At 37.3% G+C, this 16,565-nt stretch carries 11 protein-coding genes; 2 read left to right on the top strand and 9 right to left on the bottom strand.

Features of this window, described 5'->3' with window-relative positions:
- Positions 1-194: 194 nt before the first annotated feature.
- From whiA to uvrB, 6 genes are all read right to left on the bottom strand, one after another.
- Positions 195-1,130: a DNA-binding protein WhiA gene (gene whiA, locus IGK27_RS02540; RefSeq protein ID WP_002358736.1), complete on the bottom strand. Its 936-nt coding sequence runs from the start codon at positions 1,128-1,130 to the stop codon at positions 195-197.
- Positions 1,131-1,163: 33 nt separating this feature from the next.
- Positions 1,164-2,159: a gluconeogenesis factor YvcK family protein gene (locus IGK27_RS02535; RefSeq protein WP_002355627.1), complete on the bottom strand. Its 996-nt coding sequence runs from the start codon at positions 2,157-2,159 to the stop codon at positions 1,164-1,166.
- On the bottom strand, positions 2,159-3,046 hold the full coding sequence (gene rapZ, locus IGK27_RS02530; RefSeq protein WP_002355625.1) for an RNase adapter RapZ: 888 nt from the start codon (positions 3,044-3,046) through the stop codon (positions 2,159-2,161). Before rapZ ends, IGK27_RS02535 begins: the two co-directional genes overlap by 1 nt.
- Positions 3,047-3,211: 165 nt before the next feature.
- Positions 3,212-4,006: a YusW family protein gene (locus tag IGK27_RS02525; RefSeq protein ID WP_033626628.1), complete on the bottom strand. Its 795-nt coding sequence runs from the start codon at positions 4,004-4,006 to the stop codon at positions 3,212-3,214.
- Between the two features lie 171 nt (positions 4,007-4,177).
- Positions 4,178-6,997 carry an excinuclease ABC subunit UvrA gene (gene uvrA / locus IGK27_RS02520; protein WP_430596427.1) on the bottom strand — a complete coding sequence of 940 codons (2,820 nt, stop codon included), beginning with the start codon at positions 6,995-6,997 and terminating at the stop codon, positions 4,178-4,180.
- Positions 6,998-7,114: 117 nt separating this feature from the next.
- A complete protein-coding gene (gene uvrB / locus IGK27_RS02515) occupies positions 7,115-9,112 on the bottom strand; it encodes an excinuclease ABC subunit UvrB (protein WP_002355618.1) in 1,998 nt (665 codons plus the stop codon).
- A gap of 278 nt (positions 9,113-9,390) precedes the next feature.
- On the opposite strand from uvrB, the gene IGK27_RS02510 reads away from it, so the two are divergent.
- Both IGK27_RS02510 and IGK27_RS02505 read left to right on the top strand, forming a co-directional pair.
- Complete coding sequence (locus IGK27_RS02510; protein WP_002355617.1) at positions 9,391-11,559, top strand: amino acid ABC transporter substrate-binding protein/permease; 2,169 nt, start codon at positions 9,391-9,393, stop codon at positions 11,557-11,559.
- A 1-nt stretch (position 11,560) separates the two neighbouring features.
- The gene (locus tag IGK27_RS02505; RefSeq protein WP_002355616.1) at positions 11,561-12,298 is read left to right on the top strand and encodes an amino acid ABC transporter ATP-binding protein; all 738 of its coding nucleotides are present in this window, start codon (positions 11,561-11,563) and stop codon (positions 12,296-12,298) included.
- Between the two features lie 47 nt (positions 12,299-12,345).
- Here IGK27_RS02505 and IGK27_RS02500 read toward each other — a convergent pair whose 3' ends face one another.
- From IGK27_RS02500 to IGK27_RS02490, 3 genes are all read right to left on the bottom strand, one after another.
- Positions 12,346-13,065 (bottom strand): MgtC/SapB family protein, encoded by a 720-nt coding sequence (locus tag IGK27_RS02500; protein ID WP_002361276.1) that lies wholly within the window; start codon positions 13,063-13,065, stop codon positions 12,346-12,348.
- Between the two features lie 35 nt (positions 13,066-13,100).
- A complete protein-coding gene (locus tag IGK27_RS02495) occupies positions 13,101-15,005 on the bottom strand; it encodes a heavy metal translocating P-type ATPase (protein ID WP_002391769.1) in 1,905 nt (634 codons plus the stop codon).
- 109 nt (positions 15,006-15,114) lie between these two features.
- On the bottom strand, positions 15,115-16,563 hold the full coding sequence (locus tag IGK27_RS02490; protein WP_002358731.1) for a helix-turn-helix domain-containing protein: 1,449 nt from the start codon (positions 16,561-16,563) through the stop codon (positions 15,115-15,117).
- Positions 16,564-16,565: the final 2 nt, after the last annotated feature.

Below are 16,565 nucleotides of genomic sequence, written 5' to 3'. Positions count from 1 at the left end.
CAGCAATAAGTAATCGCTTGCATTTTATTACATGCAACATTCGTGCCAACGTCGTTTCTTTAAACCACAGGTCAACACTACATTTTAACGCTACACACTTTTTGCACACTTTAATTTTTTTTACACGCTTAAAGAAAAAGTGAAGGATAGCACTTCAAACGGAAATGTTATTCTTCACTTCTGGAGCAGAAAAGTTACGCACTTTTTTCTCGTAATTTTTCTGCAAATTCATTAATTTTTCGAATACGATGATTAATACCTGACTTAGAAATAGCTCCTGAAGGAATCATTTCCCCTAGTTCTTTGAGACTAACTTCCGGATACTCTAACCGTAATTCTGCGATTTCCTGAAGTTTCTCCGGTAATGACGTCAGCCCTACTGTACTTTCAATAAATTGAATATTTTCAATTTGTTTTGAAGCCGCATCAATGGTTTTATTTAAATTCGCTGTTTCGCAATTCACTAAACGATTTACTGAATTCCGCATATCACGGACAATCCGGACATCTTCAAATTTCAACATAGAGTTCGTGGCACCAATTAATGTTAAAAAGTCGGCAATTTTTTCAGCACCTTTTAAATAACAAATATACCCATTTCGGCGTCCCAATGTTCGAGCGTTTAAGTCATAGTAATTCAACATCTTACAAATATCATTATTGTGTTCTTCATAAATTGAAAAAATTTCTAAATGATAGCGACTTGTTTCCGGATTATTAACTGAGCCAGAAGCCATAAAGGCCCCGCGTAAATAGGAACGCATTTTTTGCGCGTTACCCATGATTTCATTTGACACATTGCCATTAAAAACGACCCCATCCATAATATCCAAATCAGCTAGAATTTTTTGTGTATCTTGTTTTAGACGCACAATGTAAACATTATTTTTCTTTAGTTTCATTTTTTTACGAACTAATAATTCTGCTTGTGCATGGTAATGATCTTTCAGCAATGAATACATTCGACGAGCAATTGCAGCATTTTCCGTTTGTACATTCAAGACAAACTGTTGATTAACTAAGCTAAGTGAGCCGTTCATCCGAATTAATGCTGCTAATTCTGCTTTCGCGTGTTCTCGATGGACTTCTAAACCAGTCAACTCTTTTTTGACATCCGAGGCAAAAGACATCTAAGCTCCTCCTCTCTTGATTCTTTTGATTAATTAATATTTCGTTCCAAATACGATACGGAAAAGTTCTTCAACAACTTTTTCCCCATCATGAAAAACTCCGCCATCTCTTAATTCTAAAAAGTCTGTCGAAATGACTCGGCATCCTTCTTCACGTAATCCTTGAAAATCATGCTTTACTTGAACTAAATATTCATCATAAATTTCAGGATCCATGTAATTTTCTGGTACTTTTTCTGTGTTAACCAGCACTGTATCAACAAACTGCGCTTGTAGATGTTCGTTTAAGACACGAACATGATCGGCATCCGTAAAATGTTCCGTTTCCCCTTTTTGGGTCATGATGTTACAAATATAGACTACTTCCGCTGCCGTTTGTTTGATGGCTTCACCAATTTCTGTAATAACTAAATTAGGTAAAATACTTGTAAAAAGACTCCCTGGTCCTAACACGACCATGTCTGCTTCTTCAATTGCTTTGACGACTTTGCGCGCAGCTCTTGGCTGTTCTTCTCCGTGTGTATTTGTTACAAACACATGGTCAATCGTCTTGCGATCCAGTGCAATTTTTGATTCTCCCACCGCCACTGAGCCATCTTTAAATACGGCATGTAACGTTAATGGCCGTTCTGATGATGGATAAATCCGTCCATCAACATGCATCATTTTTGAAAGCAATTGAATCGCTTCATACGTACTTCCTCTCATTTCTGAGACAGCAGCAATGATTAAATTACCGATTGCATGATTGGCAAAATGACTATCTGATTTATCAAAACGATATTGAAAAATATCTTCATATAATTGTGGCATATCTGACAATGCCACTAAAACATTTCTTAAATCTCCCGGAGGTGTCATGTTATTAATAGAGGAACGAAGCTCGCCACTACTACCGCCATCATCAGCGACCGTTACGACGGCAGTAATATCAACACTTTGATTTCTTAAACTTTTTAAAATTACTGGCAAGCCTGTTCCACCACCAACAACCACAATCTTCGGTTTACGAATTCGATAGGTTTTCATTAAGAGCGATTAACCGTTTCTTTTCTTTTTAAGCGGTCGCGGTGGGTAATATTTACATGGTAATCTTCCTCTTTTAATTCAGCGCCAACACGTTCTGTCAATGCAACAGAGCGATGTTGTCCGCCAGTACAGCCAATTGCAATGGTGACGCTACTTTTACCTTCTTTTTTATATCCCGGTAAGACTGTTCGCAGTAAATCGATAAATTTGGTATAAAATTCATCTGTTTCTGGGAAGCCCATCACATAATCATAAACAGGTTGATCCATTCCAGTTAACGGCCGTAGTTCATCAATATAATGGGGATTAGGTAAAAAGCGAACATCCATAACGATATCTGCATCAATCGGCAAACCATATTTAAAGCCGAAGGACACCATTTCCACTCGAAATTCGTGTGTCTCTCTCGTTGCTAGTTCTTTATTCAAACGTTCCCGCAATTGACGAGGGGACAAGTCCGTGGTATCAATAACCAACTGAGCATCCGCCTTGATTTCTTCCAGCATTGCACGTTCTTTACGAATACCTTCTGTCACTAAACCATCCATCGCCATTGGATGCGCACGCCGTGTCTCTTTATAACGAGAAACCAACTCTTCATCGGTGGCATCTAAAAATAAAATCGTTGTATCAATAAAATTAGTATTTTCAAGTTCGACTAACATATCCTGAATTTCTCTAAAGAAGGTCCGTGAACGTAAATCGATCACTAACGCAATCTTGGTAACTTTTCCAGATTCTTTAATTAATTCCCAAAATTTTGGGATTAAGCTTGGTGGTAAATTGTCGATACAGAAATAGCCCATGTCTTCAAAGCTTTGAACAGCGACTGTTTTTCCAGCGCCACTCATTCCTGTAATAATAACCAGTTGTAAATTTTCTGGCATATTCAACACTCCCTTCACTTGCATCACTATATTATAACACCCCGGGCGTATCAAAGAAAGCTTTTCAATCATTCTTATAAAGATTTCTATTCTTTCATAGAAAAACAGCATTGACATTTTTGTCAACGCTGTTTTAATTGCTGAATTATATTATATAACTGTGTGTTATTTTAATACAAACTCAATTTCTGTTTTATCAGTAAAATTAGCTTCAAACTCAAATTGTTTTACTTGTTCATTCACGGCTAACTTTTTCGTAATGTGTTCTTTAATTTGTTCATTTGTAGCTGTTTTGATTGACAATCCATCTAAAAGAGTCATGATTTTGTCTTGTGCTGCCTTACCTTCTAATTCTAAATCAGCAGATTCATCTTCATACGTTGCTTCAATTGTTCCGTTCGATTTTATTTCATAGGTGAACTCAATTTCATTTTCGTCGTATTCGATTTCTACGTCAATCTCTTGAAGACTGGCAACAGTCGGTGTTGATGTGGTTAGTTCATTGTCTGCTGTTTCATGGTCCCCACCAACTTCAGGAGTTACGGTTTCCCACTTAAAGGTACCAATTTTAGCTGTTGCTAGATATGGATTATTAATGGTAATGACTTTCAATTGAAGGTCTGAATGGTTGGCGATATCTGTTAAAATCCCCAGAGCCTGATATGTATTTTGTGTAAAACGTGTCGCAATATTTTGCGCATCAATTGTGGAATAGCCTAATGTTTCCCAGGTGATTTGTTGCTTTAATTCCTGATGAACGGCTTGTACTGTCGCCGGCTCCAATTGAATGCCCGTTGCTTCTTTTAAGTCTTTCTTGGTAAAACTCATTACTTTTTCATGGTCTGATTGTGAAATTAAAGTCGCTGCTTCCATTGTGTTACTATGTATAAAAGGTGTGATTCCGATAGCTAAGACCATTCCTGCTGTTAATAAACTTGTTGTTATTTTTTTGTTTTTCATTTAAGACTTCCCTTCGTGTTCATTGTTATTTCGTTAACAAACATAGTATATCTTTTAATTACACATTAAGTCAACATTTATTTTTAATTTTAATTAAAAAATATTTGTTATTTTATAATAAAAGAACCTTGTTTCCCATAGAAACAAGGTTCTTTATCTAATCATTAATGTTTATTTCAGAACACGTTTTAAATAATATCCTGTGTAACTGTCTTTGACTTTAGCAACTTCTTCTGGTGTTCCTGTCGCCACGATCGTCCCACCACCGTCGCCACCTTCTGGCCCTAGATCAATCACATGATCCGCAGATTTGATGACATCTAAGTTATGTTCAATCACTAAAACGGTATTGCCCGCTTCCACTAAACGCTCTAATACTAGAAGCAATCGCGCAATATCATCGGTATGCAAGCCTGTTGTTGGTTCATCCAGAATATAAAAGTTTTTCCCATTAGAATTTTTATGAAGTTCACTCGCTAGCTTCATCCGCTGTGCTTCTCCACCAGATAAAGTAGTTGCTGGCTGCCCCAATGTCACATAGCCTAAGCCTACATCCACAATTGTTTGCAATTTACGATGAATTTTAGGGATATGTTTGAAAAATTCTACGGCATCTTCCACCGTCATATCTAAAATATCAGAAATGTTTTTGCCTTTATAATGAACTTCTAACGTCTCAGAATTATAACGTTTGCCATGACAAACTTCGCAAGGCACATAGACGTCAGGTAAAAAGTGCATTTCAATTTTGATGATACCATCCCCGCGACAAGCTTCACAACGGCCACCTTTGACGTTAAAACTAAAGCGGCCTTTTTTATAACCACGAACCTTGGCTTCATTTGTTTGGGCAAACAAATCGCGAATGTCATCAAAAACACTAGTATAAGTCGCTGGATTACTTCTTGGCGTTCGACCAATTGGACTTTGATCAATGTCAACAATCTTTTCAATGGCTTCATAACCAGTGATACTTTTGTGTTTCCCAGGTTTATTGGAATTACGATTTAATTTTTGGGCCAGTGCTTTTTTCAAAATTTGATTGACTAAAGTACTTTTCCCTGAACCTGAAACACCTGTGACAGCAACAAATTCACCTAGCGGAAATTCAACACTGACATTTTTTAAATTATTTTCACTGGCACCAGTGGCTTTGATCGCTTTGCCATTACCTTTGCGACGTTCTTTTGGCACAGGAATCACTTTTTTCCCAGAAAGATATTGCCCGGTCAATGAATGCGGATTTTTAGCAACCTCTTCCGGCGTACCAGCGGCTACAATTTCACCGCCCAGATGTCCAGCGCCAGGTCCCACATCAATCAAGTAATCCGAAGCCATCATTGTATCTTCATCATGTTCCACCACAATTAATGTATTGCCTAAGTCCCGCATTTTTTTCAATGAGTCAATCAAGCGGTCGTTATCTCGTTGATGCAAACCAATTGATGGTTCATCTAAAATGTAAAGAACGCCTGATAAGTTTGATCCAATTTGTGTTGCTAAGCGAATTCTTTGTGCTTCTCCGCCAGAAAGTGTACCAGCAGCTCGACTTAAGGTTAAGTAATCTAACCCGACATTTTTTAAGAAGGTTAACCGATCTTCGACTTCTTTTAAAATTGGCCGAGCAATCGTTGTTTCTTGTTCAGATAAAGACACACCTTCAAAAAATTGGACCGCATTTTTTATTGCTAATTCACTGACTTCACCAATGTGCGTGCCATTGATTTTTACAGCTAAAGCTTGCGGATTCAAACGATACCCTTGACAGCTTCGACAAGTCAATTCTGTCATGTATAACCGCATTTGATCTCGTGTAAAATCGCTATTTGTTTCATGATAACGTCGTTTAATATTTTTTAAAATCCCTTCAAATGGCACTTCCACATCACGAACACCACCAAAGTCATTTTCATAATGAAAATGAAAGTTTTTCTCGCCAGAACCATTTAAAATAATTTCTTGTTGGTCTGCAGGTAATTCTTCAAACGGCGTATCCATATCAATCCCAAAACTGGTGGCTGCTTGCTCCAACATTTGTGGATAATATTGGGAACTAATAGGGTTCCACGGAACAATGGCTCCTTCTCTCAAGGTTTTAGTGGGATCTGGAATCACTAAGTCTTTGTCCACTTCTAATTTAACACCTAAACCATCACAATCGGGACAAGCGCCAAATGGTGCATTAAATGAAAACAAGCGCGGTTCCAATTCACCGACTGTGAACCCACAATAAGGACAAGCATAATGTTCACTAAACAACATCTCTTCTTGACCAATCACATCAACAATTGCGTAACCTTCAGCTAAACGCAAAGCCGCTTCAAACGAATCAAACAAGCGAGAGCGAATGCCTTCTTTCACAACGATACGGTCAATCACAATCGCAATATCATGTTTTTTATTTTTTTCAAGTTCTGGTGCCTCACTAACATCATAGGTTTCACCATCCACCCGCATTCTGACATACCCTTCACGTTGGATCATTTCAAACACTTTTTTATGTTGGCCTTTTTTCTTGACCACAACAGGGGCCAAAATTTGAATTTTTGTTCGCTCTGGTAGCTCTAAGACTTTATCAACCATCTGTTCAACAGACTGACTGGTAATTTCAATATGATCGTTAGGACAAATTGGATGACCTACCCGAGCAAATAACAATCGTAAATAATCATTGATTTCTGTGACCGTCCCCACCGTTGAGCGTGGGTTTTTACTTGTCGTCTTTTGATCAATTGAAATAGCTGGACTTAAACCATCGATGCTGTCAACATCTGGTTTATCCATCTGTCCCAAAAATTGTCGCGCATAAGCAGAGAGACTCTCTACATAACGTCGTTGCCCTTCTGCGTAAAGCGTATCAAACGCTAATGAACTTTTGCCAGAACCAGATAGTCCAGTTACAACAACCATTTTGTCACGAGGAATCGTGACATCAATATTTTTTAAGTTATGGGCGCGTGCACCATGAATCACAATTTTATCATTTGCCATATATGTTCTCCTTTTACTAAATCTCTTACGTCAAATCATTTCAAGTCATTCTATAGAGAAAAGATTAGTAAAAGATACGATGGTTCATCGTATCTTTTACTTAATCCGTTGGTTGACTTATTTGGCAGCTTTCAATTCAAGAATGGTATCTCGTAATGTGGCTGCAGTTTCGAAGTCTAATGCTTTGGCCGCATCTTTCATTTCTCTTTCAAGTTTCATTAATAAATCAGCTTTTTCTTGTCTTGATAAATCTTCATATGATTTATCCAATTGAACCACGGTTTCATCTTTATCAGCTGTTTTGGAAATAGAAATCAAATCACGAATTTCTTTAATAATTGTTTTTGGTTCAATACCATGTTCTTCATTATATGCTTCTTGGATTGCCCGACGTCGTGCCGTTTCATCCATAGCTCGTTGCATCGAATCGGTGATTTTATCTGCATACATAATGACTTTTCCTTCAGCGTTCCGGGCAGCCCGTCCCATCGTTTGCACTAACGAGCGTTCACTACGTAAGAAGCCTTCTTTATCCGCATCTAGAATCGCAATTAAGGAAACTTCTGGCACATCGATTCCTTCACGTAATAAGTTAATACCTATTAGAATATCAAATTCGCCTAATCGTAAATCGCGAATAATCTCCGTTCTTTCCAGTGTTTTTATATCACTATGCAAATATTTAACTTTTAAGCCTAATTCTTTGAAATAGTCGGTTAAATCTTCGGCCATTTTCTTCGTTAAGGTTGTGACAAACACCCGCTGATCTTTTTCGATCCGTTCATGAATTTCGCCCACCAAGTCATCAATTTGACCCATAATTGGGCGGATTTCTACTTCTGGATCTAGTAAACCTGTTGGTCGAATGATTTGTTGAACAACCGTCTCTGTTTGTTCCATTTCATAAGGGCCTGGTGTTGCCGATACATAAACAATTTGGTTTACATGTTGTTCAAATTCTTCTAAACGAAGCGGTCGGTTATCAAGTGCACTTGGTAACCGGAAACCATAGTCCACTAACATTTGTTTCCGTGCTCGGTCGCCATTATACATTCCTCTAATTTGCGGCATTGTTACATGAGACTCATCGATTACAAGTAAGAAGTCATCTGGGAAAAAGTCCAACAGCGTATATGGCGGCTCCCCTTCTTGGCGACCATCCATATGTCGAGAGTAATTTTCAATCCCTGACGTGTAGCCCATCTCTCTCATCATCTCAATATCATAGTTGGTTCGCTGTTCCAAACGTTGGGCTTCCAATAATTTGTTTTCACTGCGAAGCACTTTCAAACGTGCCTCTAATTCTTCTTGGATCTGCGAAATGGCGTGTTCCATATGTTCTTCGTTCGTCACAAAGTGTGTTGCTGGAAAAATAGCGACATGCTCTGTTTCGCCGACAATTTCACCAGTTAACGCATCTACTTCACGAATTCGATCAATTTCGTCTCCGAAAAATTCAACACGTAGCGCATGCTCATCCCGTGAAGCTGGGAATATCTCAACCACATCACCGCGGACACGAAAACGCCCCCGTTGAAAATCAATATCATTTCGTTCAAATTGAATATCGACTAAACTTTTTAGTAACTCATTACGATCCATTTCCATTCCCACACGTAATGAAACAACTTGTTGACTGTATTCCCGCGGATCCCCTAAACCAAAAATACAAGAAACTGACGCTACCACGATGACATCGTTTCGTTCCAATAAAGAACTTGTCGCTGAATGGCGTAGTTTATCAATTTCATCATTAATACTGGAATCTTTTTCAATATATGTATCACTTGAGGGTACATATGCTTCTGGTTGATAATAATCATAGTAACTGACAAAATACTCGACCGCATTATCTGGGAAAAATTCTTTAAATTCCCCGTATAATTGTCCAGCTAGTGTTTTATTATGTGCAATCACTAATGTTGGTTTGTTCACTTCTTGAATCACATTAGAGATTGTAAATGTTTTACCTGTTCCGGTCGCTCCAAGTAAAATTTGAGCTTTTTCTCCACCTTTGACACCGTCAACTAGTTCAGCAATAGCGGCTGGCTGATCTCCGGCAGGCTCATATTTAGAAGCCAAATGAAAGGTATTGGAAGTTTCTCTTTCGATCATTTATAACTCCCCCTCAAAGTGTCTAATTTCTCTTAAATTATCGGCCCATTCTGGCAGAATGTCCACTTATTAGTTTAACATACCGAACATATTTTCGCCACTTTTGCTGTTTCAGACTTCAACTGATCTTAATCTTTTGTTCTTAATTCCGATGTTACATTTTATAACATGTAATGTAAGGAAATTAGAGTTTTTTTCTCTTTTTAGCATTCAAATACTTGTCAGCTTCCTATTTCTTACTATATAATTGTTCAATATGCAAAACTAGGAGGTATTTTATGAAAAGGAAACACTTTTTACTTTCTTTCTTTGTGATGATGGTAACTCTGCTAACATTCATTAGTGGCACTTCAGCACATGCAGAAGGAAAGAAATATACAATTGGAACGGATTTAACATTCGCCCCTTTTGAATTCCAAGACTCAAAAGGAAAATACATTGGTATTGACGTTGATTTATTAGATGCGATTGCCAAAGATCAAGGTTTTGAAGTGGATTTAAAACCATTAGGCTTCGATAGTGCAGTCCAAGCGATTCAATCTAAACAAATTGATGGCATGATTGCTGGAATGAGTATTACGGATGAGCGAAAAAAATCCTTTGATTTTTCAGATCCATACTTCGATAGCGGTTTACAATTAGCGGTTAAAAAAGGAAACGACAAAATTAAATCATATGATGATTTAAAAGGCAAAACGGTTGCGGCTAAAGTTGGAACTGAAAGTGCCAATTTCCTTGAAAAAAATAAAGAGAAATATGACTACACCATCAAAAATTTTGACGATGCAACGGGTCTTTATAAAGCCTTAGAAAACGGTGAAGCGGATGCAATCGTTGATGATTATCCTGTATTGGGCTACGCAGTTAAAAATGGCCAAAAATTACAATTAGTTGGCGATAAAGAAACAGGCAGTTCTTATGGTTTCGCAGTAAAAAAAGGGCAAAACCCTGAATTAATCAAAAAGTTCAACGCTGGTTTGAAAAATCTTAAAGACAATGGTACTTATGATAAAATTTTAAACAACTACTTAGCGACAGGTGATGAAACAAACACACAAGACGCTGGCGAACAGATGAAAAAAATCACTCCTAAAAAAGAGAAATATGTGATTGCTAGTGATTCTACATTTGCTCCGTTTGAGTTTCAAAATGCCCAAGGCGATTATGTCGGAATTGATGTAGATTTAGTCAAACGTGCAGCTGAATTGCAAGGTTTTACTGTTGAATTTAAATTTATTGGCTTTAGTTCTGCTGTCCAAGCTGTTGAATCTGGTCAAGCAGATGGGATGGTTGCAGGCATGACGATTACGGATGATCGTAAAAAAGCCTTCGACTTCTCTGTTCCTTACTTTGATAGCGGTATTCAAATTGCGGTCAAAAAAGGCAATGACAAAATTAAATCGTATGATGATTTAAAAGGCAAAAAAGTCGGCGTAAAAATTGGTACTGAAAGTGCTGATTTCTTAGAAAAAAATAAAAAGAAATATGATTACTCAATTAAGTATTTAGACACAACTGATGCATTATACAGTGCGTTAGAAATTGGCGAAGTTGATGCCATGATGGATGATTATCCTGTCATTGGCTATGGGGTTGCGCAAAATCAACCACTAGCGACACCAATTCCTCGTGAAAAAGGTGGTTCTTACGGTTTTGCTGTCAAAAAAGGGCAAAATCCTGAACTACTTGAAATGTTTAACGAAGGCTTAAAAGAAATGAAACGTACAGGTGAATACGATAAAATTATCGGCACTTACGTGAAAGATGGCAACGAAGCCAAAGAAGAAACAGCTGACGAATCTACGTTTGTTGGCTTCATGCAAAACAACTGGAAACAATTGTTACACGGTTTATGGATGACGATTCTATTAACGTTGATTTCCTTCGTACTTGCTTTAATTGTCGGCGTTATTTTTGGGCTATTCAGCGTTTCACCAATCAAAGCATTACGTGTACTTTCAACCATTTATGTTGATTTAATTCGCGGAATTCCTTTAATGGTCTTAGCGTTCTTCATCTATTTCGGATTACCTGGTGTGCTTGGCTTTAATATCCCGGTCTTCATTGCTGGGATTATCACATTAACTTTAAATGCCAGTGCCTATATTTCTGAAATTGTGCGCGGCGGAATCAAAGCTGTTCCAGTTGGCCAAATGGAAGCTTCAAGAAGTTTAGGTCTTTCCTATAATCGGACAATGCAAAAAATTATTTTACCACAAGCGATTCGCATTATGATTCCTTCATTCATTAACCAATTTGTTATTTCATTGAAAGATACAACTATCCTTTCAGCAATTGGCTTAATCGAACTACTACAAACAGGAAAAATTATTGTTGCTCGGACATTACAAAGTACAATGGTTTACTTCGTTATTGCGTTAATCTACTTAATTTTAATTACTAGCTTAACTAAATTAGCGAAAAACCTTGAAAAGAAGGTGAACTAATATGACTGAAAAAATCTTAGTTGAACATTTAGTAAAAAAATATGGTGACAACACGGTCTTAAACGACATTAATGTTTCTATTAACGAAGGCGACGTAGTCTGCGTCATCGGTCCTTCTGGTTCTGGTAAAAGTACTTTTTTACGTTGCTTGAATCAATTAGAAGAAGCTTCTAGCGGAGACATTATTATTGATGGTGCGAACTTGACAGATAAAAATACGGACATCAACCAAGTCCGTCAACATATCGGCATGGTTTTCCAACATTTCAATTTGTTTCCACATTTATCTATTTTAGAAAATATTGTTTTAGCACCAACCGATTTAGGCCGCTTGTCAAAAGACGAAGCGGAGAAAAAAGCGTTAGAACTTTTAGAACGTGTTGGGTTGGCAGATAAAAAAGATGCCTATCCAGATTCTTTATCTGGTGGTCAAAAACAACGTGTCGCAATTGCACGTGCGTTAGCGATGAATCCTGATATCATGCTTTTCGATGAGCCAACATCAGCCCTTGATCCAGAAATGGTTGGCGATGTTCTTGGTGTAATGAAAGATTTAGCAAAACAAGGAATGACAATGGTCATCGTTACTCACGAAATGGGCTTTGCAAAAGAAGTGGCTAATCGAGTAATGTTCATTGATGGCGGTAACTTCCTAGAAGATGGTTCGCCAGAGCAAGTCTTTGAAAATCCTCAAAACCCTCGAACAAAAGATTTCTTAGATAAAGTATTAAATATTTAAACAAAAGCACTTGGCGCGCGCTAGCGCCCAAGTGCTTTATTTTATGGTTAAATTGTTTCCGTGACAGAGACAGATTGAACGTGCCCTTTTTCTTTCAAGAGATGGTGCAAGTTGGAATGCCAGAAATCTTCTTTGCCTACATAAGAAATCTTTGCTGTCACTGCCTCTTGTTCGGATTCCAAAGTCAATTCTACTAAGCGCTCCCCTTTTTCTAAAGAAGCTTGAAGTTGTTCATGCAGTCGGCTTTCTTTAATCATGGGTTCCTTCATTTTTACGATAAGCTGCAATCGTTTTAGAGGAGTTTTTCGTTTAAAATGGGCCAGAGCTAATACTAGCAAAGTCGCCACGAGATTGATAAACGCAATGGTTAAAAAGCCCATCCCAATGACTAAACCAATAATAGTAACATTCCACATCATTACTGCTGTCGTTAACCCAGAGACTTTCCTTTCTCTAAAAACGATAATCCCCGCACCGAGAAAGCCTACACCACTAATCACTTGGGCGCCATATCGTGTAATATCCATAGAAATAATGGACGCCAAGGCGCTATTTTGTTTCACCACATCGACTAAAATATCCACCGATTGAATCTGTAAAATGGAAATCGTACAAGAGGCCAAACATAAAATGGCATTACTACTGATACCGAAGCCTTTTCTTTTAATACTTCTTTCTAACCCAATCAAAGCTCCAAAAACCACGGCTAGAGCCATCCGAATGACAACGTCGGTGAGAGAAAGTTCAATCATTTTTAAAGAATTCATCGCTTTCTCTCCTTTCTTGCAAGTGACTATTTGACTTATTTTGTATTAACTAATAAACGCAAGCCATTAAAAATGACCACTAAGGTACTTCCTTCATGAATAAGTACGCTAAATGCGATATTCGCAATACCTAAAAAGTTCAAGATAATTAACGTTGCTACCACTAACATTGAAAAAATAATATTTTGCTGCACAATTTTATTCAAGCGTTTTGAGACACGGTGAGCATAGCCTAATTTAGAAAGATCATTTTTCATCACTACCACGTCTGCAACATCGATAGCAATGTCTGTACCATCCCCCATCGCCACTCCAATATCAGCATTCACTAAAGCGGGCGCATCGTTAATGCCATCACCAACCATCCCTGTCATTCCTACTTCGCGTTTTAATTGATCAACAATCGCTGATTTTTCCTCAGGCAAAACATTAGCATAAACTTGGTCCACGCCTACTAAGCGGCCAACTGCTTCACCCGTAAGTTTTGCATCTCCTGTAATCATTGTTGTTTCAATATTTTGTGACTTGAAATAGTGAATGGCGTTCATTGCTTCTTCATTAGGAACATCCATCAATGCCACCAAACCAATCACTTGTTCATTTTCGGCAAAGTACACTACCGTTTTGCCTTCACTCGCTAATTTCGTTGTTTGTTTCTCAATGATTGTTGGCACTTGTTCGAAACTAGATGGTTTACCAATTCTAAAAGTTGTGTCTGCAATGGTCGTTACTAAACCCACCCCGACAATATTTTCTACTTCTAAATTTAAAGCCGTTGTTTCTGCTTCAAAGCGATTAACAATCGCCGTCGCCAATGGATGATTGGATTTTTTCTCCATATTTGTTAAAACAGCTACTAATTCGTCTTGGCGATCTTCTAAGCCATCAACAAAAAGATAATCTGTTACCTCAGGTTTTCCTTTTGTTAGTGTGCCTGTTTTATCAAAAGCGAGTGCTTTCACTTCAGCTAAATTTGATAAGAATGAGCCACCTTTAAACAACACGCCTTGTTTCGCTAAATTGGAAATTCCTGATAAAGTTGCCGGAACGGCACTCGCTGCTAAAGCACAAGGTGAGGCAGCAATTAAGAAGACCAAGCCTCTGTAAAAACTTTCAGCCCAAGTCAATTGGAAAAGTAATGCGCCACCTAAAACAATTAGTGGAAAAACTGCTAAAACTAGTGTGACATATTTCGGTTCAAATCGTTTAATTTTGCTTGCAATTTCTGATTGATTTTCTTGAGATTGGTTCACGAGCTGTACGATTTTTGCAAAAACTGTTTCTGAACTATCTTTCGTTACTTCAACAACAATTGTGCCTGAACCGTTCATAGTACTACCAAAAACTGGGTCCCCACTATTTTTTTCTTTGGGAATACTTTCCCCATTAATAGATGATTCATCCACAGCGGTACTTCCTTCAATCACGACGCCATCTGTCGGGATTTGCGCACCATTGAGGACTTGCACGCGGTCACCAATCTTCAATTGTTCAACTGACACAGTTTGAATTGAGCCGTCATCTGTTATCAGGCGAGCTTCTGTTGGATTTAAATTTAATAGTTTTGTAATTTCACGTTGGCTTTTGCCTTGAGCATAATCTTCAAGGAAATGCGCCGCCGCAAAAATCAAAATCAACAATGCTGATTCTTCAAAACTTCCCATTAATGCTGAACCAACTGCAGCTAAGGTCATTAACAAATGAATATTAGGCGAAAATTTTCGATTGTTTTTCGTATCCCGATACGTATCTCCAAAACCTTCCCCAATAATATGATAACCAGCTAAAATAGCAGCTAACGAGAAAAGAATATTTTTCACTAAGAGCATGTTCCCTAAAAATAAACCGATAAAGAAAAGAGCCAATCCTGTAAAAAAGAGAATAACTGGAACGTTTTTACCTTTTTCTTCATGTGTGTGTGCACCTGTTTGTTTTGACATTGTTATACGCCTCCTTATTAATGTTTTTCTATTCATATGAATGTATATTCATATTATAAAACACTTGGGTGGTTTTGTAAAGACTTAAACACAAAGACAAGCGATGATTCTATTCGATAGGATCACCGCTTGTCTTTGTCGATTCTTTTTGTTGTTGATATTTTTCTTCTTGAATAGTCAATAATGATTGCGTTAAATTGACCCAATCAATCGAACGAGGTGGATCCAGCCAAACCATAACTTTACTCTGTTCTTCTTGATACAAGTTATTTAAATTGGTAATCACCACATCTGGTAAAGTATCTGATAACGGGTCAATAATTTCTACATTTAAATTCACATAGACGGATAAATTTTTTTTGATGAATTGGTTATACTCTTTTCCATAAGAAAAATCAATTAGGACCTTGGCTGGCTCTGCAATTAAATGAACCGGAACATGATTAATTAGCAACAATAGATAGTTAAAAAACAAACAGTGATTGGCTTTCGCAATTTTTTTATGTTTTGCTGTTAACCAACGAATATATTCAATTAAATAAAAATAAAATTCCGGATATGTTTGCTTAAAAAACTGTAAATCCATTTCAAAATCGTCAAACATATTAATCGGAAAGTAAATAACATTGAAATGAATAATTGCTAACCCTTCTTCTAGAGTATTCCTTGTTGACTCCTCTAAACAATTAAATGCTTTTTCAAAACTTCCAATGAAAACACGAGTTAGGCTTTCAATCGTAGGATCTTCGTGAATGACATATTTTTTCTCTAGTTTGCCATGCAAATACAAGAAAAAAACAATCGTATACGTTAATGATTTTGAGGCCAATGCCCATGCCACTTGCGATTTTTTTATTAGTTCCTCTGAAAATGTATTCAGTGCACGCGTATCGATTCCTTCCACCGCACGTCCTTCGTTGTTAATCATAATAGCTAAATAATGGAAAAAATTGCGTCGCTCATAGGTGGTGAAAGTATAGTTTAACTCAACAGACTGTAATACACGTTTCGCTTCATTATAGACTTTTACCGAATATAGTTCGGAAATTGGTTGATTGGAAAGCGTGAACAATTTATACAAAAAAAATGAAATTGCTTTTTGATTGCCGACAATTTCCCGCTTACTAAAATAGATCTGATACTCCTTTAAGGCTTTTTTTAGCCGCTGTAAGGTACTATACGCCACAGAGGTGCTGACATGATTACATTCAGCAAACTTTGTCAAACTATAATTTCCTCTAAAGTAAGACAACACTAATTTAAAAGAGAGCGATTCTGTTAAGTATTTCGTGAGCAAAAGTTTACTTGAATAGTTTCCATCAATTTCAAGTGTAACATCTACATCAGAAACGACTAAAGTTAAGCTGTCGCTTAACTTTAGATTGTCAATATCTGCTTTTAATTTTTCTAATGTTTTTTTGACTAAAAAATTCGACATTGATAATTCTTCGCGAAGTGCAATAAAAGTACCTGATAGCGTGGGACTTTCTTCTAAATGCCTTAGCAAGGAATAACTTCGTTGATCTTCTTTATTTAAAAAAATTTCATAATTCATCATTT

The organism is Enterococcus sp. DIV0236 (assembly GCF_050558525.1).
GTDB lineage: Bacteria > Bacillota > Bacilli > Lactobacillales > Enterococcaceae > Enterococcus > Enterococcus faecalis.
The sequence above is the reverse complement of the archived record's forward strand: the minus strand, read 5'-3'. Positions and strand labels throughout refer to the sequence as shown.

Excerpts from the sequence above, each read along its gene's own strand:
- whiA (WP_002358736.1), bottom strand. The coding sequence starts at position 1,130 with ATGTCTTTTGCCTCGGATGTCAAAAAAGAGTTGACTGGTTTAGAAGTC.
- IGK27_RS02535 (WP_002355627.1), bottom strand. The coding sequence starts at position 2,159 with ATGAAAACCTATCGAATTCGTAAACCGAAGATTGTGGTTGTTGGTGGT.
- rapZ (WP_002355625.1), bottom strand. The coding sequence starts at position 3,046 with ATGCCAGAAAATTTACAACTGGTTATTATTACAGGAATGAGTGGCGCT.
- IGK27_RS02525 (WP_033626628.1), bottom strand. The coding sequence starts at position 4,006 with ATGAAAAACAAAAAAATAACAACAAGTTTATTAACAGCAGGAATGGTC.
- uvrA (WP_430596427.1), bottom strand. The coding sequence starts at position 6,997 with ATGGCAAATGATAAAATTGTGATTCATGGTGCACGCGCCCATAACTTA.
- uvrB (WP_002355618.1), bottom strand. The coding sequence starts at position 9,112 with ATGATCGAAAGAGAAACTTCCAATACCTTTCATTTGGCTTCTAAATAT.
- IGK27_RS02510 (WP_002355617.1), top strand. The coding sequence starts at position 9,391 with ATGAAAAGGAAACACTTTTTACTTTCTTTCTTTGTGATGATGGTAACT.
- IGK27_RS02505 (WP_002355616.1), top strand. The coding sequence starts at position 11,561 with ATGACTGAAAAAATCTTAGTTGAACATTTAGTAAAAAAATATGGTGAC.
- IGK27_RS02500 (WP_002361276.1), bottom strand. The coding sequence starts at position 13,065 with ATGAATTCTTTAAAAATGATTGAACTTTCTCTCACCGACGTTGTCATT.
- IGK27_RS02495 (WP_002391769.1), bottom strand. The coding sequence starts at position 15,005 with ATGTCAAAACAAACAGGTGCACACACACATGAAGAAAAAGGTAAAAAC.
- IGK27_RS02490 (WP_002358731.1), bottom strand. The coding sequence starts at position 16,563 with ATGATGAATTATGAAATTTTTTTAAATAAAGAAGATCAACGAAGTTAT.